A 20,184-nucleotide genomic window follows, 5' to 3' on the forward strand; every position below is an offset into this window, starting at 1 on the left:
TTCAGGCAGTGGCCGGGCCGTGCCGTGGCGCGGGTGACTGGACGAAGGCCGTCGCGCCCTCGTACTCCGCGACCGGGGCGGCGCCGACATGCTCGTACTCGAGCAGGAGCAGGCCCTTCGCCGTCGCTTCGTGGTGAACCAGTCGGAGGCCGACGGATGCGCTGGGATGGTCGAGCAGTCGCCGCCCGGAACCGGCCACGGCGGGGGCGACGACGAGCCGGAGTGTGTCGACGAGGCCAGCCGACAACAGAGCCTTGCCGAGTTGTGCGCTCCCGTGGATCTGGAGCTCCCGTCCGGGCCGGACCTTGAGCTCCCCGACGGTGTGGATCGGGTCGCCCCGGAGCAGCGTCGTCGGGTGCCAACTACCTGCCGCGAGGGTGTTGGTCACCACGTACTTCGGTAGTGAGTTCATGCGTTCGGTGAACGGATCGTCCGGGTCGGTGATCTGCGGCCAGTCCCGGGCGAACGCCTCGTAGGTCCGTCGTCCGAGCAGCAGACCGTCGGCGAGATCCAACCAGTCGGAGGTCCGACGGACGAAGACCTCGTCCAGGTAGGGCACGAGCCAGCCGCCGCTGGTGAACTCGTCGCTCGTGTCCTCGGTCGGCGAGCCGGGCCCCTGGCTGACGCCGTCGAGAGTGACGAACTGGGTAAGGACGATCTTCACAGCGCCCCCTGGCTCTCGGCGAGCCCGGCGAGTTGTTCGGTGACCGAGCCCCAGCCGTCCGCGAAGCCGATCTTCTCGTGAAGGTCACGAGCGGCGGGATCACCGTGGCGGACGATGATCCGGTAGTCGGTGCCGTCCGGGTGGTCCTTCATGGTGATCTCCGCCGTCATCGAAACCGGGGTGGGGTTCGCCGGCCGCCAGGAGCTGTCGATCACGTTGGTGAACACGATCCGTTCGAGGTCGTCGACGACGAGGAAGCACGCGTCGAGGTGCGGGACGAACTCCACCCCGTCGTCGCTCAGCCGGGTCACGAGTGCGCCACCGGGCCGGACGTCCAAACGATCGACGCGGCACAGGGCCGGCGCCGGTATCCACCACTTCTCGAAGCGGGACGGGTCGGTCCAGGCACTCCACACGGCGGCGCGAGGGGCGCGGATGACCCGCGCCATGGTCAGGTCCAGGTCGGGATTCATTGCTGGTTCTCCTGCTCATCGGTGACGAGGCGTTCCAGGCGGTCCGTGCGCTCTTCCCAGGTCCGGCGCTGCTCCGCGAGCCAGTCGTCGACGACGGCGAGGCGCTCGCGGTTGAGCGCGCAGGTGCGCACCCGGCCGGACTTGGTCGTGTAGATCAGTCCGTTCGACTCGAGCGTCCGCACGTGCTTCATGAACGAGGGGAGGGTCATCGGACATTCGCGGGCGAGGTCGCCGACGCTCGTCGGACCGTGGCCGAGGCGTCGGATGACCCAGCGCCGGGTCGGGTCAGCGAGGGCGAGGAACACGCCGTCGAGCTGCGCCGAATACTGTGCCATAAGGCTAAGTGTTCCTCGGGGGTGACACTTAGCGCAAGGGCAAAGTATTGGCGGGCCGCAGGAGGTGGCTGCCACAACGACGGCGGCTGGTCGGACGTGCTTCAGAAAGCAGCGGGCCCCGGCCACCCGAGGGTGGCCGGGGCCCCGGTCTCGTACGGATCAGGACTGCTGCTCGACCTGGCCCCGGATCGTGGTGAATTCGGCCTTCGCCTGGTCGGCGGACTTGAAGTACATCACCACCATGCCCAGACTGCCCCGGTCGGCCCAGACGCAGATGCCCAGCGGCACGGTGTCGGCCTTGCCGTCGCCGCAACGCGCCTCACCGCCGAGCGGGCCGGCGTCGACAGCCGTCATCGCGTCAACCGTCAGCTGCTTGGACAGGCCGTCCACATAGGAGTCGAGCTCCTTCTTCGGATCCGACAGCAGCCCGGACACGCCAGCGATCATGACGAGGTCCTGCTTGGTCGGGTCGCCGTAGAAGGCGGCGACGGTGCTCGTCTCGTTCCCCGCCGCCGTCTTCATCCCGGCGACCGCCTGCTCGGCGGCCGTCAGGAGCTCCGGGTTGGTGAGCTTCGGCCGGCCGGCGAGGGTGGCCGGCGCGACCACCCGGGTCTTGCTGGCGTCCACCACGGCACCCACGTCGTCCTTGACGACGAGCCAGGTGACCGCCGCGCCGCCGACGCAGAGCACCAGCACCACTGCCAACACGATCAGCACGATCTTGCCGACGTTCGACTTCTTCGCCGGGGGAGGGCTGCCGACCAGGTTCGGGTCACCGTAGGGCTGCCCAGGCTGCGCGGGCGGGAAGCCCGGTTGCGCGGGCGGGAACCCACCGGGCTGCTGCGGCTGTCCCTGCTGCTGCGGCGGCGGCCAGCCGCCAGGCTGCTGGCCCGGCTGCTGCGACGGGTCGGGGGAATCGTGCGGCGAGCCGTAGGGATTGGCCGGCGGCTGGGACATCAGTCAGCTCCAAGATGGGGGTGCAAAACGCGTGATCCTAACCCGACGCGACGGCCGTCGTCGTCCCCGCGGAAACCCCGTGCCGCAGCCGTCTGATCACAAACGGTCGCGGTGGTCGGTCCGTCCATCGGGGACGGTCCGACCACCGCGACTGTGGTGCTGCGATCTCGTCAGGCTGGCAGGCTCGCCGCACCCGGCGGCAGGAACCGCTGGCCGGTGACCCGCTCGGAGGTGCCGGTCCGGTCCAGGTACGGCGTGACGCCGCCCAGGTGGAACGGCCAGCCAGCGCCCAGGATCATGCACAGGTCGATGTCCTGCGCCTCGGCGACCACACCCTCGTCCAGCATCAGCCGGATCTCCTGCGCGAGCGCGTCGAGGGCGCTCTGGCGTACCTGCTCGGCGGTCAGCGGCTGGTCACCGACCACGAGCAGCTTGGCGACCTCCTCGTTGACCTGGTCGTCGACCACGAGCGGCTGGCCCGAGTCGGCGATCCGCCTGAGGTTCTCGCTGACGGAGAACCGGTCCGGGTACGCGGCGTGCAAAGTGCCGCCCACGTGGTACGCGACGGCCGGCCCGACCAACTGGAGCAGGGCGAGCGGACGCATCGGCAGGCCCAGCGGGTCCAGTGCGCTGTTCGCCACGTCCAGTGGAGTGCCCGCGTCGACGGCGGCGAAGACGGTGCCCAGGAAGCGGGTGAGCAGCCGGTTCACCACGAACGCCGGAGCGTCCTTGACCAGCACGCTCGACTTCTTGAGCTGCTTGCCCACGGCGAACGCGGTTGCCAGGGTGACGTCGTCGGTGCGCTCGCCGCGGACGATCTCCAGCAGCGGCAGCACCGCCACCGGGTTGAAGAAGTGGAAGCCGGCGACCCGCTCCGGGTGCTCCAACTCGGCGGCCATCTCGGTGATCGACAGCGAGCTGGTGTTGGTGGCGAGCACCGCCTCCGGCGAGACGATCTTCTCCAACTCGGCCCAGACCTGCTTCTTGACGCCCAGGTCCTCGAAGACCGCCTCGATGACGAAGTCCGCGTCGGCGAAGGCGCTCTTGTCGACGGTGCCGCTGACCAGGCCGTACAGCTTGGCGGCGGTGCCCTTGTCCATCCGGCCCTTGGTGACGGCCTTCTCGATCTGGGTGTGCACGTAGCCGACGCCCTTGTCCACCCGGGACTGGTCGAGGTCGGTCATCACCACCGGCACCTGGAGGCGGCGGGCGAACAGCAGCGCCAGTTGGCTGGCCATCAGACCCGCGCCGACGATGCCGACCTTGGTGATCGTGCGGGCCAGGCCCTTGTCCGGTGCGCCGGCCGGGCGCTTGGCCCGCCGCTGCACCAGGTCGAACGCGTACAGGCCGCTGCGCAGCTCCTCGGAGAAGACCAGGTCCGCGAGGGCCTCGTCCTCGGCGGCGGTGCCGGCGGCGAAGTCGCCGTCCTTCGCCGTCTCCAGCAGGTCGAGCGCCTTGTACGCGGCCGGGACCGCGCCGTGCAGCCGCTGGTTCAGCGTCTCCCGGGCGAAGTAGAGCACGCCCGCCCACATGTCCTTGTCGACCTCGGGCCGGGTCACTGTGACCTGACCCCGGACCACGCCGGCAGCCCACTCCAGGGACCGCTCCAGGAAGTCCGCCGGCTCCAACAGGATGTCCGCGATGCCCAGCTCGGCCGCCTGCTTCGGCTTGAGCATCTTGTTCTGCATCAGCGGGTTCTGGATGATCACCTGGGTCGCGGCGGGGATGCCGATCAGGTTCGGCAGCAACTGGGTGCCACCCCAGCCGGGCACCAGACCGAGCGAGACCTCGGGCAGCGCGAGGGCCGCCGCGCCGCCGGAGAGCGTCCGGTAGTGGCAGTGCAGCGCCAACTCCAGGCCACCGCCCATCGCCGCGCCGTTGACGAACGCGAAGGTGGGGACGCTGCTGTCCTTGAGCCGGGCGAAGACCCGGTGGCCGAGCCGGCCGATCTCCAGCGCCTGCGCGCGGTCGGCGAGCTGCGGCAGCCCCACGATGTCCGCGCCCACGCAGAAGATGTACGGCTTGCCGGTGACCGCGATGAACGCCGGGTCGGCGGCGAGCGCGGCGGTGATCGCCTCGTCCAGGCTGGCCAGCCCACCCGGGCCGAAGGTGTTCGGCTTGGTGTGGTCGAAGCCGTTGTCCAGCGTGATCAGGGCGGCGGGCCGGTCCAGCCCTGGCACGTTCACCTGGCGCAGCAGCGCCCGCGTGACGACCTCGTTCGGTGCCTTCACTTGTTGCCACCCTCCCAGTGCGGGTTCTCCCAGATGACAGTGCCGCCCATGCCGATGCCGATGCACATCGCCGTGAGGCCGTAGCGGACCTCGGGGTGCTCGGCGAACTGGCGGGCCAGCTGCGTCATCAGCCGCACGCCGGAGGAGGCCAGCGGGTGACCGATGGCGATCGCACCACCCCACGGGTTGACCCGCGCGTCGTCGTCGGCGATGCCGAAGTGGTCGAGGAAGGCGAGCACCTGCACGGCGAACGCCTCGTTCAGCTCGAACAGGCCGATGTCGTCGATGCTGAGCCCGGCGAGGCGCAGCGCCTTCTCCGTCGACGGGATCGGACCGACGCCCATCACCTCCGGCTCGACTCCGACGAAGCCGAACGACACCAGCCGCATGGCGACCGGCAGACCCAGCTCGCGGGCAGTGGCCTCGTCGGCCAGGAGACTCGCTGTGGCGCCGTCGTTCAGGCCGGCCGCGTTGCCCGCGGTGACCTTGCCGTGCGGGCGGAACGGGGTCTTCAGGGTGGCCAACTTCTCCAGCGAGGTGTCCCGCGGGGCCTCGTCCACAGTGGCCAGACCCCAACCACCCTCCGCGTCGCGGATCGACATCGGCACCAGGTCGTCCTGGAGCTTGCCGTTGGCGTACGCCTTGGCGGTCTTCTGCTGCGAGGCGAGCGCGAACGCGTCGGTGCGTGCCTTGGTGATGTGCGGGACCAGATCGTGCAGGTTCTCCGCGGTGGAGCCCATCACGAGCGCGGACGGGTCGACCAGCTTCTCCGCGATGATGCGCGGGTTGGGGTCGACGCCCTCACCCATCGGGTGGCGGCCCATGTGCTCGACGCCGCCGGCGATGGCGATGTCGTACGCGCCCATGGCGATGCCGCTGGCCACTGTGGTGACCGCGGTCATCGCCCCCGCGCACATCCGGTCGATGGCGAAGCCGGGAACGGTCTTGGGCAGCCCGGCCAGCAGGGCGGCGGTGCGGCCGATGGTGAGGCCCTGGTCGCCGATCTGGGTGGTGGCCGCGATGGCGACCTCCTCGACCCGTTCCGGGGGCAACTGCGGGTTGCGGCGCAGCAGTTCCCGGATACAGCGGATCACCAGGTCGTCGGCGCGGGTGTTGGCGTACATGCCACCCGCCTTGCCGAACGGGGTACGGACGCCGTCGACGAAGACGACGTCGCGAACTTCACGGGGCACTTGAGCCTCCTATTCGACCGTGATTCGGCCGTCGCGCCGGGCGGCACGTCGGACCGAACAAGGGTCGGCGACACGGGCACGTTTCCCTCGAATGCTACTCGCCAGTAACCAACCCCGTCCCCACCCCCACCTGTGGCCCACCCCACACCACCCCGCCCCCACCGTTGATCATGAAGTTGTTGTCACGACACGCCGACGCGGATCGCAATAACTTCATGATCAACAGCGGGTGGGGTGGGTTAGGGGGTGGGGGTTTTGGGGGTTAGGGCCTCGGTCAGGTCGGGGGTGAGGAGGCCGATCTGCCACTCGCGGGCGTTGAGGCCACGCAGGGTCTCCGCTACCGACTCCTCGGTGATCTCCTCCGGCGGGGTCCAGGCCAGTCGGCGGACCGAATCCGGAGTGATCAGGTTTTCCGGCGGAAGGTTGTGCTCGCCGGCGATGCGGATCACGACCTCCCGGCAGCGGGCCAGCCGGCCGGCCGCCACCGGGTCCCGCTCGGCCCATCGGTGCGGCGGGGGCGGGCCCTCCACGGCCGGCGAGACCGGCAGGGAATCCTCCGGTAGCTGCCGGGCGTCGTCGAGCGCGGCGAGCCAGGTGCGGGCCAGCCGACGGACCGACCGGCCACCGAAGCCGGGCAGGGTCAGCAGGGTCTTCTCGTCCTTCGGGTCCAACTCGGCCGCGGCGATGATCGCCGAGTCGGGCAGCACCCGACCGGGAGCGGCGTCCCGCCGGGAAGCGATCTGGTCCCGGGCGTACCACATCGAGCGGACCCGGGCCTGCGCCCGCGCCCCTCGCAGCCGGTGGATGCCCGAGGTGCGCCGCCACGGCTCCGCCCGGACCCGGGGCGGACGTGCCCCGGTACGGACCAGCGCGGCGAACTCCTCCGCGGCCCAGGCGGACTTGCCCTGCCGGGTCAACTCGGCGTCCAGCGCGTCGCGCAGGTCGGTGAGCAGCTCCACGTCGAGGGCGGCGTACGTCAACCACGACTCGGGCAGCGGTCGGCTCGACCAGTCGGCCGCCGAGTGGTGCTTCTCCAGGGTGAACCCGAGCAGCTGCTCGGTGAGCGCGGCGAGCCCGACGCGTTCGAAGCCGGCCAGCCGAGCCGCCAGCTCCGTGTCGAACAGGCGGCGTGGGCGCAACCCCACCTCGGCCAGGCAGGGCAGATCCTGGCTGGCCGCGTGGAGGACCCACTCGGCCTCACCGATCACCGCGTCCAGCGCGCTGAGGTCGGGCAGGGGCAGCGGGTCGATCAGCGCCGTGCCCGCACCGGCCCGGCGCAGTTGCACCAGGTACGCGCGCTGGCTGTAGCGGTAGCCGGAGGCCCGTTCGGCGTCCAGGGCGACCGGGCCGGTGCCCGCCGCGAAGCGGGCCACGACCTCGGCAAGCTCGGCCGGGGCGGCCACCGGATCGGGGGTGCCGTCACGCGGGGCGATCAGCGGAACGGGCCCACCGTCGGCCGGGTCGGCCCCCTCGCCCGCCGGCTGCGGCTGGGCCGACGGCGGGTGCTGGGGTGCGTTTCCCGGAAGTTCTTCGGTGGGCCGACGGCGCAGGGGTGGTTCGTCGGTCACCTGCCAACCCTAGTGCGCGCGGAGATCCGGCGGGTGCAGCCGGTCCGGCGTGTGTCGATCAGGTGTCCGCAAAGTGTCCTCCCGAGGGCCGAACGTCAGGCTGCGCCGGCCGGGCGGCGGTCGGAGAGGGCTGTGACACCGGGTGGGGGGAGACCGGCGGTGGAGGCGAGCAACGCGCACCAGCCGAGCAGGTGGGGGGTCAGGTCGTCGTCGATCGGCGTCCAGGACGCGCGAATCTCGATGTCACCGATGGTCGGTGGCCCGGCGAGATCGCCGAACCGGGTCGACATGGTCTGCGTCACCGTTCCGCCGATCGCCCGGTGGCCGGCGTCCTGGGCGTCCAACGCGTCGGTCAGCCACGTCCAGCCGACCCCGGGCAGCAGCGGGTCGGCGGCCAGATCGACCTCCAACTCGGCGGTCACGTAGGTGACCAGCCGCAGGGTGCCCTGCCACGCCTCGTGCCCGACCGGGTTGTGCAGCAGGATCAGCCGACCGGTCGCCACCTCGTCGTCGTCGCGCAGCACCGTCGCGGCGAGCGCGAACGCGTACGGGGCCAGCCGCTGGGGGGCGCCGACCTCCTCCAGGGTGATCTCCGGCCGGGGGGCGGCCGACCGCAGCCCGGCGACCGCGCGGGCGAACGTCTCCGGGAGCGCGATCGGGGGGGCCATGTCGGCAGCCTATGCCGCCGTCCGTCGCCCGCTTCGACGGCGCGCCGACGCCCACGAAGGGCACCGGGGCGTAAGGAACGGTGCCCTTCCTCTCACCCCCACCCGGTTGGGGGTGGCGGGCGTGGCACGATTGCGGCGATGACCACGGACACCACGGGCACTGTCGCCCGAGACGGAGATTCCCGCCCCGGCGGACCGGCCGACTCGCCCTTCATCAGGGCCTGCCGACGTCGGCCCGTCCCGCACACCCCGGTCTGGTTCATGCGCCAGGCGGGCCGCTCCCTCCCGGAGTACCGGGAGATCCGGGCGAGCGTGCCGATGCTGGAGTCCTGCCGACGCCCGGATCTGGTCACCGAGATCACCCTCCAGCCGGTGCGCCGACACGGCGTAGACGCGGCGATCCTGTTCAGCGACATCGTGGTGCCCGTCGCCGCGGCCGGGATCGACCTGGACATCGTGCCGGGCACCGGCCCGGTGGTCGCCGAGCCGATTCGCACCGCCGCCGACGTGGAACGGATCCGCCTGATCACCCTGGACGACGTCTCGTACGTGGACGAGGCCGTCCGGCAGTTGGTGGTCGAGCTGGGCGACACCCCGCTGATCGGCTTCGCCGGCGCGCCGTTCACGCTGGCCAGCTACCTGGTCGAGGGCGGCCCGTCGCGCACCCACGCCAAGACCAAGGCCCTGATGTACGGCGACCCGGAGCTGTGGCACGCGCTCTGCGCCCGGCTGGCCGAGGTGACGTTGGCCTTCCTGCGGGTGCAGATCGAGGCCGGCGTCTCCGCCGTGCAACTGTTCGACTCGTGGGCCGGCGCGCTCTCCGAGGCCGACTACCGCCGTTTGGTGTTGCCGCACTCGACCACAGTGCTGAGCGGGCTGGTCGACGCCGGGGTGCCCCGGATCCACTTCGGGGTGGGCACCGCCGAGCTGCTCGGCGCGATGGGCGAGGCCGGGGCCGACGTGGTCGGCGTCGACTGGCGTACGCCGCTGGACGTGGCCACCGGCCGGATCGGCGCCGACAAGGCGGTGCAGGGCAACCTGGACCCGTGCGTGCTGCTCGCGCCGTGGCCGGTCGTGGAGGCCGAGGTGCGCCGCATCCTGGAGCAGGGCCGGGCGGCCCCCGGGCACGTGTTCAACCTCGGCCACGGGGTGCTGCCGGAGACCGACCCGGAGGTGCTGACCCGGGTGGTAGCACTGGTGCACGAGCTGTCCAGCCGCCGAGCCGACCAGGGCTGACCGGAAATGCGGCGGCCCTGGCGGGTGGCGGTGGTCGGCGGAGGGATCGCCGGTCTGGCCGCCGCGGTCCGCCTGCGCGACAGCGCACCGGCCGGCACCGAGATCACCGTGTACGAGCAGTCCGGCGTGCTGGGCGGGAAGCTGCGCACCGGGGAGCTGGCTGGTCAGCCGGTGGAGTTCGGCGCGGAGTCGTTCCTGATGCGCGACCCGACGGGCGCCGAGAGCGCGGCGGTGGCGTTGGCCCGCCGGCTCGGATTGGCCGAGAAGATCGTGCACCCCACCGTGGGGCAGGCCGCGCTGGTCATCGACGGGGGGCTGCGCCCGATCCCGGGCGGCACCCTGGTGGGCGTACCGGGGGATCTGGAGCGGGTGGCCACTGTCGCCCGCCCGGCCGCGGACGCCGACACCGACGGTGGTCGGCCGCTGGTCGGGCCGGACGCGGACATCTCGGTGGGCGAGCTGGTCCGGTCCCGCTTCGGCGACGAGGTGGTCGAGCGGCTGGTCGACCCGATGTTGGGCGGCGTGTACGCGGGCCGCGCCGACGATCTCTCACTGGTCACGACGATGCCGGCGCTGGCCCGCACGGCCCGGGTGGAGCACACCCTGGTCGGCGCGGTCCGGGCCGCGCAGGCCGCCGCGCCGCGTGCGCCCGGCGCCCCGGTCTTCGGCACCCTCGCCGGTGGGCTCAGCACCCTGGTCGAGGCGGCGGTGACGGCCAGTGGCGCGACGATACGGCGGGATGCCGCAGTGCGCGAGTTGACAGCGACCGACACGGGTTGGCGGCTCACTGTCGGCCCGACGCGCGACCCCGAGTTGGTCGACGTGGACGCCGTGGTGCTGGCGGTGCCGGCGCGACCGGCGGCGCGGCTGCTCTCCGGCCCCGCGCCGGCGGTGGCGGCGGGCGTCGGCGCGCTGGACTACGCGAGCGTCGCGCTGGTCACCATGGCGTTGCCGCAGCCGCGACTGCCCGAGCTGTCCGGCTTCCTGGTGCCGAGCACCGAGGGCCTGCTGATCAAGGCGGCGACCTTCTTCACCACCAAGTGGGGGCACCTGGGCCGGCCGGACGGGTTGGCCCTGGTGCGTGCGTCGGTGGGCCGGTACGGCGAGGAGGCGCACCTTCAGCGCCCCGACGCGGACCTGGCGGCCACCGTGCACCGGGAGTTGTCGGCGGTGCTCGGAACCCCGCTGCCCGCCCCGGTCGACGGGCACGTGCAGCGGTGGGGTGGTGCGCTGCCGCAGTACGCGCCGGGGCACGCCGACCGGCTCGGTGCCGCGCGGACGGCGCTGCGGGCCGCGCACCCCACACTGGTCCTCGCCGGCGCCGGCTTCGACGGCGTCGGCATTCCGGTCTGCGTCCGCTCCGGCGAGACGGCGGCCGAAGAGATCATCACAGCACTGGGAGGATCGGCGAGATGACCGAGCAGACCAACGCGGCCCGGTTGCGGGAGCTGAACGACAGCATCCGCTACACCATGTGGTCGGTGTTCCGGGCCAGTTCCCCGCTGCCGTCGCTGCGGGACAACGTCACCGGCGAGGTGGTGTCCCTCTTCGACGAGCTGGCTGGCAAGGACGTCGTGGTTCGGGGCGTGTACGACGTCTCCGGGCTGCGTGCCGACGCGGACGTGATGATCTGGTGGCACTCCGCGTCCCCGGACGCGCTGCAGGACGCCTACCTGCGGTTCCGCCGCACCACACTGGGTCGGGCGCTGACCCCGGTGTGGTCGCAGATGGCGCTGCACCGGCCGGCGGAGTTCAACAAGAGCCACATCCCGGCGTTCCTGGCCGGTGAGGAGGCTCGTCCCTACATCTGCGTGTACCCGTTCGTCCGCTCCTACGAGTGGTACCTGCTGCCCGACGCCGAGCGGCGCGAGATGCTGGCCGAGCACGGCAAGATGGCCCGCGGCTACCCGGACGTGCGGGCCAACACTGTCGCCTCGTTCGCGCTCGGCGACTACGAGTGGATGCTCGCCTTCGAGGCCGACGAACTGCACCGGATCGTCGACCTGATGCGGGACCTGCGCGCCTCCGGCGCCCGCCGGCACGTCCGCGAAGAGGTCCCGTTCTACACCGGCCGCCGCCGTTCGGTAGCCGAGATCGTGAACTGCCTGGTCTGACCCCGCCCTGCCCTCCCTCGCCCCCCACTCCGCCGATCTTGCAGTTTCTGTCCCGGCGAAACGGCCATAAGCCGCGATCGGGCAACCGAAAGTGCAAGATCGCGGCAAGGCGAGGGGGCCCGGGCGGACCCTGGGCACCACCGCATTTCCCGCCGTCCGGCGCCGCACCCCCGCCCGGGTGCGGCGCCGGCCGGGGATCAGCTGGTCGTCGTACAGGAGACCAGCGGAACCGGGTTGCTGCCGTTCCACGAGCCGAGGAAACCGAACGTGGTGCTCGCTCCGGCGGCAAGGGTGCCGTTGTTGTTGGTGTTACGTGCGGTGACCAGCGTGCCGTTGGTGCTGACCGTCGCGTTCCACGACGAGGTGACCTGCTGGCCGTTGCCGTAGTTCCAGCTCACCGACCAACCCTGGGTGGGTGAGCCACCTGCGGTCACCTTCACGTCGGCCTGGAAGCCGCCGGACCACTGACCGGTCACCTGGTACGTCGCCGTGCAGGCACCGGCCGGCGGCGGGGTGGTCGGCGGGGGAGTGGTGGGCGGCGGGGTCGTCGGCGGGGGATCGGTGGGTGGGGTGGTCGACCCGCCGCCGAAGTCGACGTCGCTGCACAGGTAGTACGACTGGTCCAGGTGGCTGGCCTGCCAGACGGTGTAGACGATGTGCCGTCCGGTGCGGCCCGGCGCGCTCACCGGGATCTGGATCGAGACACCACTGGGGTCCGGGCTCCACTGGGAGGCGGGGGTGTTGCCGATCTGGCCCGCCAACTCCAGGTTGCCCCAGCCGAGTGGTTGGGTGGCGGCGTTGAAGCCCTGCTTGGTCACGTACACCCGGATGTAGTCGGCGCCGTGACGGGCCTGGTCGACGAAGCGGAGCCGGAAGTTGTTCGACGCCGCTGTGGTCTTCCAGGCGCCGATGGTGTCCAGCGCGTTGTAGCGCGGGCTCTGGGTGCGTCCGCCGCTGCACAGTTGGCCGTCGGGGACGGCGGCCTGGTGGTTGCCTCCCACACCCTCGCGGTACAGGCCGTTCCAGTTCCACATGGCGGCGGGGTCGGCCTGCCAGGCCTGCCAGCACATCGGGTCCTCGGTGGCCATCCGCGGGTTCTGGAAGTCGCTGCCCCAACGTTGCCAGCAGCCGTAGTTACGCGAGGCCGGGTCGACGACCGAACCGTGCGCAGAGGCGGGATCGGCCCGCATGGTGGTTACTGCGGTCGTCAACAGGAGCGTGGTGGTCGCCACGATGGCGAACAGCCAGAGCACGCGTCGTGATCGGGCGAGAGTGGACATGGAGCCCCCGGGGGGATGAGGTCGGACGTCGACACCCGGATCGCCGGGAGTGCCCACTCCCGTGCCTGATCGCTGGCTCCCGCGATGGCTCTACCCGGCACCATGCCAGGTCGATCGTCAACCGTCAATGGCCTCGCGTCGCATCGGCGTGTGCGGGATGCCGTCCTCGACGTACTCGGGCCCGCTGACCGTGAAGCCGTGCCGGGTGTAGAACGCGACGAGGTGCGACTGGGCGTCCAGCACGCACTGCCGGTTGCCCACCACCTCGAGCGCCGCCGTCATCAGCCGGCCGGCGTGTCCGCCGCCGCGCGCCGTCGGGGCCACCACGACCCGACCGATCCGGGCGACACCGTCCGGGTCGGCCAGAATCCGCAGGTACGCCAGCGGCGCGCCGCCGTCGGTGAGCCAGACGTGCCGGGTGCCCGGCTCGACGTCCCGCCCGTCCAGCTCCGGGTACGGGCAGTTTTGTTCCACCACGAACACGTCGATGCGCAGTTTGAGCAGGTCGTGGAGTGTGCGGGCGTTCAGGTCGGCGAAGGAGGCCGTCCGGAGTTCGGTGGTCTGCTGGGGCATTCACCGATGGTAGGTCGGGCGGGTTCCCCCGGTCGGGTGCGAGGTAGGTGGCGGCGGCGGGGCGGGCGCGGTCAGGCCGGGCGGGCGCCGACGGCGTCGCGGATCTCCGCACCCACAGCGCCCTCGACGGCGCGGGCGCAGTGCGCGCAGCAGAAGAAGCGGCCGTTGACCTCGACACCGTGCCCGACGATCTTGACCTGGCAGTGCTCGCAGATCGGTGCCATGCGGTGGATCGCGCACTCGAACGAGTCGAAGGTGTGCACGTCGCCGCTGACGGTGTGCACCTCGAACGCCATCCAGTAGTCGTTGCCGCAGACCTCGCAGGTTGCCACCGAAAACCTCCGTTACAAGGACAAGTGCCTACAGAATCGCTCAGATGGCCCCGACGTGGGGGCGGAACGTCGACGCCTGGCCGTGGCTGCGGCGTGTCGGCGTCGGCGTGTTGCCCGTTATGCCTGGTGAACCGCCGCAACCCCCGGAGGATCACCGTGATCAAGCGCAACAGGCTCTTCGGCAACCAGACCCGGGTCACCTTCTGTCTGCCCCGCGATGTCCCGCCCGGCCCGGTGAGCGTCGTCGGCTCCTTCAACGGCTGGCAGCCGGGTCGGCACGAGTTGGTGGCCCGCCGCGACGGCACCAGGACGGTGACAGTGAAGCTGCCGCCGGGGGAGTACCGGTTCCGTTATCTCGGTACCGGTGGCGTCTGGTTGGACGACGAGTCGGCCGACCAGGTCGACGACCGGGGCAGCCTGCTCAGGCTCTGAGAAGAAAACTGCCATCATCGATGGATTTATCGATGAGAGTCTTTACTGTTAACAATGTTTAAATTACCTTGAGGGCACCTCACCGGACCTGGAGAAGGAGCTGCCCCCATGCGTCGAAGAATCACCGTCCCGCTGGTGGCGGCGGGCGCCGTCGCCGCCACCCTCACCGTCGCCGCCCCCGCGCAGGCGCACGGCTACGTCTCCGCCCCACCGAGCCGGCAGGCGCTCTGCGCGCAGGGCCGGGTGCCCGACTGCGGGCAGATCAAGTACGAGCCGCAGAGCGTCGAGGGCCCCAAGGGCCTACGCAGCTGCAACGCCGGAATCGCCCAGTTCGCCGTCCTCAACGACGACAGTCGGGGCTGGCCGGCCACCTCGGTGGGCACCTCGCTGACCTTCACCTGGGTGAACACCGCCCGGCACGCCACCAGCAACTGGGAGTACTGGATCGGCAACACCCGGGTCGGCGTGGTCAACGGCAACAACCAGCAGCCGGGCGCCACCGTCTCGCACAACGTCAACCTCGGCGGCTTCTCGGGCCGGCAGAAGGTCCTCGCGGTGTGGAACATCTCCGACACGGCGAACGCCTTCTACTCCTGCATCGACGTGCAGATCGGCGGCGGAGGGTCGAACCCGACGCCCACCCCCACCACCTCACCCACCCCACGGCCCACCCCGACCGCCACGCCGACCACTCCGCCCGCACCGGGCGGCAGTTGGACGACAGGTCGGGCGTACCAGGTCGGCGACCAGGTCACCTACGGCGGAGCGACGTACCGCTGCCGGCAGGCGCACACAGCGATCCCGGGCTGGGAGCCGCCGAACGTACCGGCGCTCTGGCTCCAGGTCTGACCGCACGGGTGCGGCCTCCTGGTCGCACCCGTGTCGCCGTCCTCGCGTGAACGGAGCAACCGGCATGCCCCGTCGTACCCCGCTGGCGTCCCTCGTCGCGGCCCTGCTGCTCACCGGAGCCTGCGCTGGACCGCCCACGTCGACCCCGTCGGCCCTGCCGCAGCCGACCCCCGCGTCCCCGGCCGGCTCTGCGGCGGCCGGGTCCGCGGGCGGCGGCTCCCCGATCGAGGCGGATGCCATGAGCGGGATCGACGTGGTGTTCCTGAGCACCATGGTCGGGCACAGCGAACGCACCCTGCAGATCGTCCGGCTGGCCCGGGACCGGGTGCGCGACGACGCGCTGCGCACCCTGGCCGCCGCCGTCGAGGCGACCGAGGCCGACGAACTGGCCGCCATGCGCGGCTGGTTGCCCACGACCGGCCCGGGGGCCAGCGCGGCCGCACACCACCACGACGGGCACGGCGACGACGCCGCGCTCGACCGGCTGCGGATCGCGCCGGACGCGGACGTCGACCGCGTGCTGCGCGACGTGCTCGCCGACCACCAGCGATCGGCCGCCGACCTGGCCCGATCCCACGTCGGCGTCGGCCGCAACGAGCAGGTCCGCGACCTGGCCCGGCGGATCGAACAGTCCCGGACCGCCGAGGTCGAGCTGCTCAGGGGTACGGGTACGCCCTGAGCGCCGTCGTGCAGTGAGCGCGGTTACGCCCCGAGTGCCCGGGTCAGCGGGGTTCCAGCTTGATGGAGACCGAGTTGACGCAGTGCCGGGTGTCCTTCGGGGTGAAGCCCTCGCCGTGGAAGACGTGCCCGAGGTGACTGTCGCAGCGCGCGCAGCGGATCTCCGTACGGGCCATGCCGAGGGTGCGGTCCTCGATTTCCTTGACCCGGCCCGGGATGGCGTCGTCGAAGCTCGGCCAACCGCAGTGCGAGTCGAACTTGGTGTCGCTGGAGAACAGCTCCAGCCCGCAGGCGCGACAGTGGTAGACCCCCTGGGTCTTCGTGTCCACGTACTCGCCCGTCCACGGGCGTTCGGTGCCGGCCTCCCGTAGAACGTGGAACTCCTCGGGGGTCAGTCGGACCCGCCACTCTTCGTCGGTACGGGGCAGTTCGTTGTCGTCAAGACTCACCCGTCAACGGTACGTCGAACGTCGGGGGCGTGGCATAAGGTCGCGGGATGGGTGGCACCAAGGCTGCGGCCGCAGAGGTCGAGGTGGCCGGGCACACCGTCCGCCTGAGCAGTCCGGATCGGGTGATCTTCCCGCAGCGGGGGTTCACCAAGTCGGACGTCTTCCACTACTACCTCGCGGTCGGCGACGGGATCATGCGCGCCCTGCGGGACCGACCGACCACGCTGCAACGCTTTCCCGAGGGCGTCGAGGGCGAGGCGTTCTTCCAGAAGCGGGTGCCCACCCGGGGGGTGCCGCCGTGGGTGACGACCGCGCAGATCACCTTCCCGAGCGGTCGGAACGCGGCGGAGCTCTGCCCGGCCGATCTGGCGCACGTGGCCTGGGCGGCGCAGATGGGCACCATCGTCTTCCACCCGTGGCCCGTGCGGGCCGCCGACGTCGACCGCCCCGACGAGCTGCGCATCGACCTGGACCCGCAGCCCGGCACCGACTTCGCCGACGCCGCGCGGGCCGCCGGCGAGGTCCGCGCGCTCCTCGACGAGCTGGGCGCGACCGGCTGGCCGAAGACCTCCGGCGGCCGGGGCGTGCACGTCTACCTGCGCATCCAACCCCGCTGGACGTTCACCGAGGTGCGCCGGGCCACCATCGCGCTGGCCCGGGAGGTGGAGCGCCGCAACCCCGACCTGGTCACCACCGCCTGGTGGAAGGAGGAACGCGGCACCCGGGTCTTCGTCGACTTCAACCAGATGGCGCGCGACCGCACCATCGCCTGCGCGTACTCGCTGCGGGCCAACGCGCGGGCCACCGTCTCGACCCCGGTCACCTGGGACGAGCTACCCGACGTCGACCCGGACGACTTCGACCTGCGCACCGTGCCGGCCCGGCTCGCCGAGCGAGGTGATCCGCACGCCGGCATCGACGACGCACCGTGGGATATCACCCCGCTGCTGGAGTGGGCCGAGCGGGACGCCGCCGCCGGCCAGGGCGACATGCCGTACCCGCCGGACCACCCGAAGATGCCCGGCGAGCCCAAACGGGTGCAGCCGAGCCGCGCCAAGCGCACCAGTGGCGACGAGACCGCCTGAGCACCGAGCTGTCTGTGCTCGCCGAGCATCACAGGCACGACCCCGGGTCCACCGCCGTGCCGATGATCGCGAACAGCATTCGGCGGAACGTGTCGACCTCGGCCTGGCTGAAGCCGGCCATCGCGTTCCGCTCCGCCTCCTCGCTGGCGTGGGCGACCCGCGTGCGTACCTCCTCGCCGGTGGTGGTGATGGCCGGAATGCGCAGCCGGCGGTCGCGGGGATCGGAGTGACGTACGACGAGATTCTTCTGCTCGAGTCGATCGAGCTGGGTCATCAGCGTGGTCTTGTCGAGCCCGAGGGTCCTCGCCAGCTCGACCTGGGTCAGCCCGGGTGTCTTGTCCAACGCGCTCAACACGATGTAGTCCCGCAGGTGCAGGCCATGCCTCTCGGCCTGTTCGCCGGTCACCACGTGCATCCGTTGGGCGGCGCGGTGCAACAGCCAGGTGATCTCGGAGTCGAGCGACGGCGCCGGTCCGGCGGTCATCGCGCCGCACCCGACAACAGCGGGATTCCCTCGTAGGCGCGCCGGTCGTGGGCGGGGACGACCTGCATCAGCTCGGTCAACGCGGCCGATCGCAGGATGCCCTGCCGCACCTGTTCGGCGTCGCTGTCGGCGAGGGCCCGTAGCAGCCAGGGGCGTTCCACCCGCCGATGGACTCCGTCCAGTTGCCAGGTGAGGTCGCCGATGAACGCGTAGCGCTGCCCCGACGGGAGGGTCACGAACGCGACAACGGATCCCGTCGTGTGGCCGCCGGCCAACGCCAGCACCAGGGACCCGTCGCCGTGGACGTCGAAGCTCGCCGAGAAGCCGAGGTACGCGGGGCCGTCGAAGGAGTATTCGCGGATCTCGTGGCCGGGCGAGACGGCGCGGAAGACCTTTCCGTCACCGTCGCTCGCGGCGTACTCGAGCTCGCCTCTGTTCATCCAGATGGGGATGTCGAGCGAGTCGAGGCCGCTCGCATGGTCCCAGTGCGAGTGCGTCAGGAACACCCCGCGGAGCCTGGTGCGGTCGTAACCGCTGTCGTCGAGCTGCTCACGCACGGTTCGGGTGCTCTGGAAGGGGGCGCGGGCGAAGCGCGGCTGCATGGCGACGTGCGCCGCGACGTCGGCTCCGAAGCCGGCGTCGATGAGGAAGTCGCCCTTCGGGTGCCGCACGAGGATGGCGGTGGCGGCGAACTGCCGCTTGTCACGGAACGAGCCACCGCGAAGGGCGAATGCCGCCCGCGTCTCGTAGGTGCCCGTGGGGAGTTGATGGATCGCCATGTCGGGTGGCGGTGTCGCCTCGGGAAGGGCGGCCGTCCACGGCTCGGGGGCAGGAAGGGTTTTCACGGCTCGATCGTACGACGCCAGATCGTCTGACGCCAGATGAACCCCCCCCCCTCTGAAGTCTCGAGAATCGGCGCGCCTCGGTCTGGCCCGGCCGACCAGCGGAGCCGCGGTGTCGGCGCCAGCGGTTAGCCTGCCGTCATGGCGAGCACAGAGCTGGATGAGTTGATCGTCGCGGACGCCGACGCCCTGCGCGCGTGGCTGTCGGCCAACCACGCCACGTCGCCCGGCGTCTGGCTCGCCCTGACCAGGAAGGGTGGCACTGTCACGACGGTGACCTGGCAGCAGGCGGTCGACGAGGGTCTGTGCGCCGGCTGGATCGACGGGCAGGCGCGCAAGCGGGACGAGGAGTCGTCCTGGATCCGGTTCACCCCGCGTCGGCCCCGCAGTTCCTGGTCCCAGCGCAACGTCGGGCATGTGGCCCGGTTGGAGGAGCAGGGGCGGATGTTGCCGGCGGGCCGCGCCGCCGTGGACGCCGCGAAGGCGGACGGGCGGTGGGCGGCCGCCTACGCCCCGCCGTCGGAGGCGGAGGTGCCGGCCGACCTGCTCGCCGCCATCGCCGTCGAGCCCGCTGCCCAGGCCATGCTCAACGTGCTCACCAAGGCCAACCGGTTCGCTCTCATCCATCGCCTCAATGCCGTCAAGCGGGCGGAGACCCGCGAGCGCAAGATCGGTGAATTCGTCGCCATGCTGGCCCGTCACGAGACGTTCTATCCCCAGAAGGCGAGGCCGGCACCCGGGCCGACGTCGTCCTGAGCGGGCGTCAATGTCCCGGCAACCGATTGACTTTCGATAGGTAACGAGCGAAACTCGATGCATGGTTACGGAGCATCGAGCGGTTGCCGCTCTCAGAGTTTTCCTCGTGGTGCTGTTCGGAGTCCTGGTCCTGTTTCAGACCTTCTCCCTGCCCGGACAGTTCGCCCACATGGCCGCGGAATCGCCGCAGGACGCCTACCTCCGGTGGCCGGCCACTGTCGTGGCGGTGTTCTGGGTGCTGTGCGTCCAGGTCGTCATCGTCGCGACGTGGAAGTTGCTCAGCCTGGTCAAGAGTGACCGCATCTTCACCGAAGCGTCCCTGAAGTGGGTGGACGCGATCGTGTGGGCCATCGCCGCCGCGTGGGTGGTGCTCGTAGGTGTCTTCCTCTACGTGGGGTTCAACGCGGACGACCCAGGGCTGCCGCTGCTGCTGTTCCTGCTGACGGTGGGCGTCAGCGTGCTGGGGCTTCTCATGGTGGTGATGCGGGCGCTGTTGCGGCAGGCCACCACCCTGCGGACCGACATGGAAGCGGTGATCTGATGCCCATCGTCGTCCGCATCGACGTGGAGTTGGCCAAGCGCAAGATGAGCGTCGGAGAGTTCGCCGAGCGCGTCGGGCTCACCCCCGCCAACGTGGCGGTGCTGAAGAACGGCCGCGCCAAGGCGGTCCGCTTCAGCACCCTCGAAGCGATGTGCCGAGTGCTCGACTGCCAGCCCGGAGACCTGCTGGAGTGGGTCGAGGAGGAAACCCCATGAAGTACGTCCTGACCGTCGCCGCCGTTCTCGTGGTCGCCCTCGGCGTCGCCGGAATCGTGCACGGGGAGGCCGACGACTCGCCGGGCCTTCAACTCCTGGGCGTCGTGCTCGTACTCGGCGCGGTCGTTTTCGGCATCCGCAACCTCCGAGGTGGCGGTTAGTCGCCCAGGCGCACTGGCCGGCGCGAGCTGACCCCTCCCGTAATAACGATCATGTAACGGGCGCGAAC

25 protein-coding genes are annotated in these 20,184 nt (G+C 71.1%); 11 read left to right on the plus strand and 14 right to left on the minus strand.

Annotated elements, in window-relative coordinates:
• Window position 1: 1 nt before the first annotated feature.
• The 8 genes from OHB44_RS08935 to OHB44_RS08970 all read right to left on the minus strand — a co-directional run bounded on the left by OHB44_RS08935 (window position 2) and on the right by OHB44_RS08970 (window position 8,089).
• The gene (locus OHB44_RS08935) at window positions 2-664 is read right to left on the minus strand and encodes a dihydrofolate reductase family protein (RefSeq protein ID WP_330440290.1); all 663 of its coding nucleotides are present in this window, start codon (window positions 662-664) and stop codon (window positions 2-4) included.
• On the minus strand, window positions 661-1,137 hold the full coding sequence (locus tag OHB44_RS08940) for an SRPBCC domain-containing protein (RefSeq protein ID WP_330440291.1): 477 nt from the start codon (window positions 1,135-1,137) through the stop codon (window positions 661-663). Before OHB44_RS08940 ends, OHB44_RS08935 begins: the two co-directional genes overlap by 4 nt.
• Window positions 1,134-1,472 carry an ArsR/SmtB family transcription factor gene (locus tag OHB44_RS08945; protein ID WP_238683339.1) on the minus strand — a complete coding sequence of 113 codons (339 nt, stop codon included), beginning with the start codon at window positions 1,470-1,472 and terminating at the stop codon, window positions 1,134-1,136. Before OHB44_RS08945 ends, OHB44_RS08940 begins: the two co-directional genes overlap by 4 nt.
• A 159-nt stretch (window positions 1,473-1,631) precedes the next feature.
• The gene (locus OHB44_RS08950) at window positions 1,632-2,429 is read right to left on the minus strand and encodes a hypothetical protein (RefSeq protein ID WP_266303326.1); all 798 of its coding nucleotides are present in this window, start codon (window positions 2,427-2,429) and stop codon (window positions 1,632-1,634) included.
• A gap of 170 nt (window positions 2,430-2,599) precedes the next feature.
• The gene (locus OHB44_RS08955) at window positions 2,600-4,660 is read right to left on the minus strand and encodes a 3-hydroxyacyl-CoA dehydrogenase NAD-binding domain-containing protein (RefSeq protein ID WP_330440292.1); all 2,061 of its coding nucleotides are present in this window, start codon (window positions 4,658-4,660) and stop codon (window positions 2,600-2,602) included.
• On the minus strand, window positions 4,657-5,853 hold the full coding sequence (locus OHB44_RS08960; RefSeq protein WP_091400648.1) for a thiolase family protein: 1,197 nt from the start codon (window positions 5,851-5,853) through the stop codon (window positions 4,657-4,659). Before OHB44_RS08960 ends, OHB44_RS08955 begins: the two co-directional genes overlap by 4 nt.
• Window positions 5,854-6,092: 239 nt before the next feature.
• Window positions 6,093-7,421, minus strand: coding sequence for a ribonuclease D (locus OHB44_RS08965; protein ID WP_330440295.1), 1,329 nt, complete (start codon window positions 7,419-7,421; stop codon window positions 6,093-6,095).
• Between the two features lie 95 nt (window positions 7,422-7,516).
• Complete coding sequence (locus OHB44_RS08970; RefSeq protein WP_091400652.1) at window positions 7,517-8,089, minus strand: DUF3000 domain-containing protein; 573 nt, start codon at window positions 8,087-8,089, stop codon at window positions 7,517-7,519.
• Between the two features lie 138 nt (window positions 8,090-8,227).
• Between OHB44_RS08970 and hemE the strand changes: the two genes are divergently transcribed.
• Genes hemE through hemQ form a run of 3 tightly spaced genes read left to right on the plus strand, consistent with a single transcriptional unit; the run spans window position 8,228 to window position 11,439 of the window.
• The gene (gene hemE, locus OHB44_RS08975) at window positions 8,228-9,325 is read left to right on the plus strand and encodes a uroporphyrinogen decarboxylase (RefSeq protein WP_330440298.1); all 1,098 of its coding nucleotides are present in this window, start codon (window positions 8,228-8,230) and stop codon (window positions 9,323-9,325) included.
• 6 nt (window positions 9,326-9,331) lie between these two features.
• Window positions 9,332-10,741 (plus strand): protoporphyrinogen oxidase, encoded by a 1,410-nt coding sequence (gene hemG, locus OHB44_RS08980; RefSeq protein WP_330440299.1) that lies wholly within the window; start codon window positions 9,332-9,334, stop codon window positions 10,739-10,741.
• On the plus strand, window positions 10,738-11,439 hold the full coding sequence (gene hemQ, locus OHB44_RS08985) for a hydrogen peroxide-dependent heme synthase (protein WP_196921722.1): 702 nt from the start codon (window positions 10,738-10,740) through the stop codon (window positions 11,437-11,439). Before hemG ends, hemQ begins: the two co-directional genes overlap by 4 nt.
• A gap of 197 nt (window positions 11,440-11,636) precedes the next feature.
• On the opposite strand, the gene OHB44_RS08990 is transcribed toward hemQ, so the two are convergent.
• The 3 genes from OHB44_RS08990 to OHB44_RS09000 all read right to left on the minus strand — a co-directional run bounded on the left by OHB44_RS08990 (window position 11,637) and on the right by OHB44_RS09000 (window position 13,624).
• The gene (locus OHB44_RS08990) at window positions 11,637-12,719 is read right to left on the minus strand and encodes a lytic polysaccharide monooxygenase auxiliary activity family 9 protein (protein WP_442932659.1); all 1,083 of its coding nucleotides are present in this window, start codon (window positions 12,717-12,719) and stop codon (window positions 11,637-11,639) included.
• Window positions 12,720-12,836: 117 nt separating this feature from the next.
• The gene (locus OHB44_RS08995; protein ID WP_238683332.1) at window positions 12,837-13,292 is read right to left on the minus strand and encodes a GNAT family N-acetyltransferase; all 456 of its coding nucleotides are present in this window, start codon (window positions 13,290-13,292) and stop codon (window positions 12,837-12,839) included.
• A 71-nt stretch (window positions 13,293-13,363) separates the two neighbouring features.
• Window positions 13,364-13,624, minus strand: coding sequence for a Prokaryotic metallothionein (locus OHB44_RS09000; protein ID WP_124815255.1), 261 nt, complete (start codon window positions 13,622-13,624; stop codon window positions 13,364-13,366).
• A gap of 156 nt (window positions 13,625-13,780) precedes the next feature.
• Between OHB44_RS09000 and OHB44_RS09005 the strand changes: the two genes are divergently transcribed.
• The 3 genes from OHB44_RS09005 to OHB44_RS09015 all read left to right on the plus strand — a co-directional run bounded on the left by OHB44_RS09005 (window position 13,781) and on the right by OHB44_RS09015 (window position 15,584).
• Complete coding sequence (locus OHB44_RS09005; protein WP_238683331.1) at window positions 13,781-14,056, plus strand: isoamylase early set domain-containing protein; 276 nt, start codon at window positions 13,781-13,783, stop codon at window positions 14,054-14,056.
• 108 nt (window positions 14,057-14,164) lie between these two features.
• A complete protein-coding gene (locus tag OHB44_RS09010; RefSeq protein ID WP_238683330.1) occupies window positions 14,165-14,905 on the plus strand; it encodes a lytic polysaccharide monooxygenase in 741 nt (246 codons plus the stop codon).
• Between the two features lie 64 nt (window positions 14,906-14,969).
• On the plus strand, window positions 14,970-15,584 hold the full coding sequence (locus OHB44_RS09015) for a DUF305 domain-containing protein (RefSeq protein WP_238683329.1): 615 nt from the start codon (window positions 14,970-14,972) through the stop codon (window positions 15,582-15,584).
• Between the two features lie 43 nt (window positions 15,585-15,627).
• Here OHB44_RS09015 and msrB read toward each other — a convergent pair whose 3' ends face one another.
• Window positions 15,628-16,032, minus strand: coding sequence for a peptide-methionine (R)-S-oxide reductase MsrB (gene msrB / locus OHB44_RS09020; RefSeq protein ID WP_091400676.1), 405 nt, complete (start codon window positions 16,030-16,032; stop codon window positions 15,628-15,630).
• 47 nt (window positions 16,033-16,079) lie between these two features.
• Here msrB and ligD point away from each other — a divergent pair, with 47 nt between their 5' ends.
• On the plus strand, window positions 16,080-17,117 hold the full coding sequence (ligD, locus tag OHB44_RS09025) for a non-homologous end-joining DNA ligase (RefSeq protein ID WP_238683328.1): 1,038 nt from the start codon (window positions 16,080-16,082) through the stop codon (window positions 17,115-17,117).
• 28 nt (window positions 17,118-17,145) lie between these two features.
• Here the strand turns inward: ligD and OHB44_RS09030 are convergent, their stop codons facing one another.
• The gene (locus OHB44_RS09030; RefSeq protein ID WP_238683327.1) at window positions 17,146-17,601 is read right to left on the minus strand and encodes a MarR family winged helix-turn-helix transcriptional regulator; all 456 of its coding nucleotides are present in this window, start codon (window positions 17,599-17,601) and stop codon (window positions 17,146-17,148) included.
• The gene (locus OHB44_RS09035; protein WP_238683326.1) at window positions 17,598-18,446 is read right to left on the minus strand and encodes an MBL fold metallo-hydrolase; all 849 of its coding nucleotides are present in this window, start codon (window positions 18,444-18,446) and stop codon (window positions 17,598-17,600) included. Before OHB44_RS09035 ends, OHB44_RS09030 begins: the two co-directional genes overlap by 4 nt.
• A gap of 138 nt (window positions 18,447-18,584) precedes the next feature.
• On the opposite strand from OHB44_RS09035, the gene OHB44_RS09040 reads away from it, so the two are divergent.
• The 4 genes from OHB44_RS09040 to OHB44_RS09055 all read left to right on the plus strand — a co-directional run bounded on the left by OHB44_RS09040 (window position 18,585) and on the right by OHB44_RS09055 (window position 20,116).
• Window positions 18,585-19,199, plus strand: coding sequence for a YdeI/OmpD-associated family protein (locus OHB44_RS09040; RefSeq protein WP_330440304.1), 615 nt, complete (start codon window positions 18,585-18,587; stop codon window positions 19,197-19,199).
• A 106-nt stretch (window positions 19,200-19,305) separates the two neighbouring features.
• Window positions 19,306-19,740, plus strand: a complete 435-nt coding sequence (locus tag OHB44_RS09045; RefSeq protein WP_258400826.1) for a DUF2975 domain-containing protein — start codon at window positions 19,306-19,308, stop codon at window positions 19,738-19,740.
• Window positions 19,740-19,955 carry a helix-turn-helix domain-containing protein gene (locus tag OHB44_RS09050; RefSeq protein ID WP_030336216.1) on the plus strand — a complete coding sequence of 72 codons (216 nt, stop codon included), beginning with the start codon at window positions 19,740-19,742 and terminating at the stop codon, window positions 19,953-19,955. Before OHB44_RS09045 ends, OHB44_RS09050 begins: the two co-directional genes overlap by 1 nt.
• Window positions 19,952-20,116, plus strand: a complete 165-nt coding sequence (locus OHB44_RS09055) for a hypothetical protein (RefSeq protein WP_238683323.1) — start codon at window positions 19,952-19,954, stop codon at window positions 20,114-20,116. Before OHB44_RS09050 ends, OHB44_RS09055 begins: the two co-directional genes overlap by 4 nt.
• Window positions 20,117-20,184: the final 68 nt, after the last annotated feature.

The sequence above is a fragment of the Micromonospora sp. NBC_00821 genome (assembly GCF_036347035.1).
GTDB classification, from domain to species: Bacteria; Actinomycetota; Actinomycetes; order Mycobacteriales; family Micromonosporaceae; genus Micromonospora; species Micromonospora hortensis.

Excerpts from the sequence above, each read along its gene's own strand:
- OHB44_RS08940 (WP_330440291.1), bottom strand. The coding sequence starts at position 1,137 with ATGAATCCCGACCTGGACCTGACCATGGCGCGGGTCATCCGCGCCCCT.
- OHB44_RS08945 (WP_238683339.1), bottom strand. The coding sequence starts at position 1,472 with ATGGCACAGTATTCGGCGCAGCTCGACGGCGTGTTCCTCGCCCTCGCT.
- OHB44_RS08950 (WP_266303326.1), bottom strand. The coding sequence starts at position 2,429 with ATGTCCCAGCCGCCGGCCAATCCCTACGGCTCGCCGCACGATTCCCCC.
- OHB44_RS08970 (WP_091400652.1), bottom strand. The coding sequence starts at position 8,089 with ATGGCCCCCCCGATCGCGCTCCCGGAGACGTTCGCCCGCGCGGTCGCC.
- hemE (WP_330440298.1), top strand. The coding sequence starts at position 8,228 with ATGACCACGGACACCACGGGCACTGTCGCCCGAGACGGAGATTCCCGC.
- hemG (WP_330440299.1), top strand. The coding sequence starts at position 9,332 with ATGCGGCGGCCCTGGCGGGTGGCGGTGGTCGGCGGAGGGATCGCCGGT.
- hemQ (WP_196921722.1), top strand. The coding sequence starts at position 10,738 with ATGACCGAGCAGACCAACGCGGCCCGGTTGCGGGAGCTGAACGACAGC.
- OHB44_RS08990 (WP_442932659.1), bottom strand. The coding sequence starts at position 12,719 with ATGTCCACTCTCGCCCGATCACGACGCGTGCTCTGGCTGTTCGCCATC.
- OHB44_RS08995 (WP_238683332.1), bottom strand. The coding sequence starts at position 13,292 with ATGCCCCAGCAGACCACCGAACTCCGGACGGCCTCCTTCGCCGACCTG.
- OHB44_RS09010 (WP_238683330.1), top strand. The coding sequence starts at position 14,165 with ATGCGTCGAAGAATCACCGTCCCGCTGGTGGCGGCGGGCGCCGTCGCC.
- OHB44_RS09015 (WP_238683329.1), top strand. The coding sequence starts at position 14,970 with ATGCCCCGTCGTACCCCGCTGGCGTCCCTCGTCGCGGCCCTGCTGCTC.
- ligD (WP_238683328.1), top strand. The coding sequence starts at position 16,080 with ATGGGTGGCACCAAGGCTGCGGCCGCAGAGGTCGAGGTGGCCGGGCAC.
- OHB44_RS09030 (WP_238683327.1), bottom strand. The coding sequence starts at position 17,601 with ATGACCGCCGGACCGGCGCCGTCGCTCGACTCCGAGATCACCTGGCTG.
- OHB44_RS09040 (WP_330440304.1), top strand. The coding sequence starts at position 18,585 with ATGGCGAGCACAGAGCTGGATGAGTTGATCGTCGCGGACGCCGACGCC.
- OHB44_RS09050 (WP_030336216.1), top strand. The coding sequence starts at position 19,740 with ATGCCCATCGTCGTCCGCATCGACGTGGAGTTGGCCAAGCGCAAGATG.
- OHB44_RS09055 (WP_238683323.1), top strand. The coding sequence starts at position 19,952 with ATGAAGTACGTCCTGACCGTCGCCGCCGTTCTCGTGGTCGCCCTCGGC.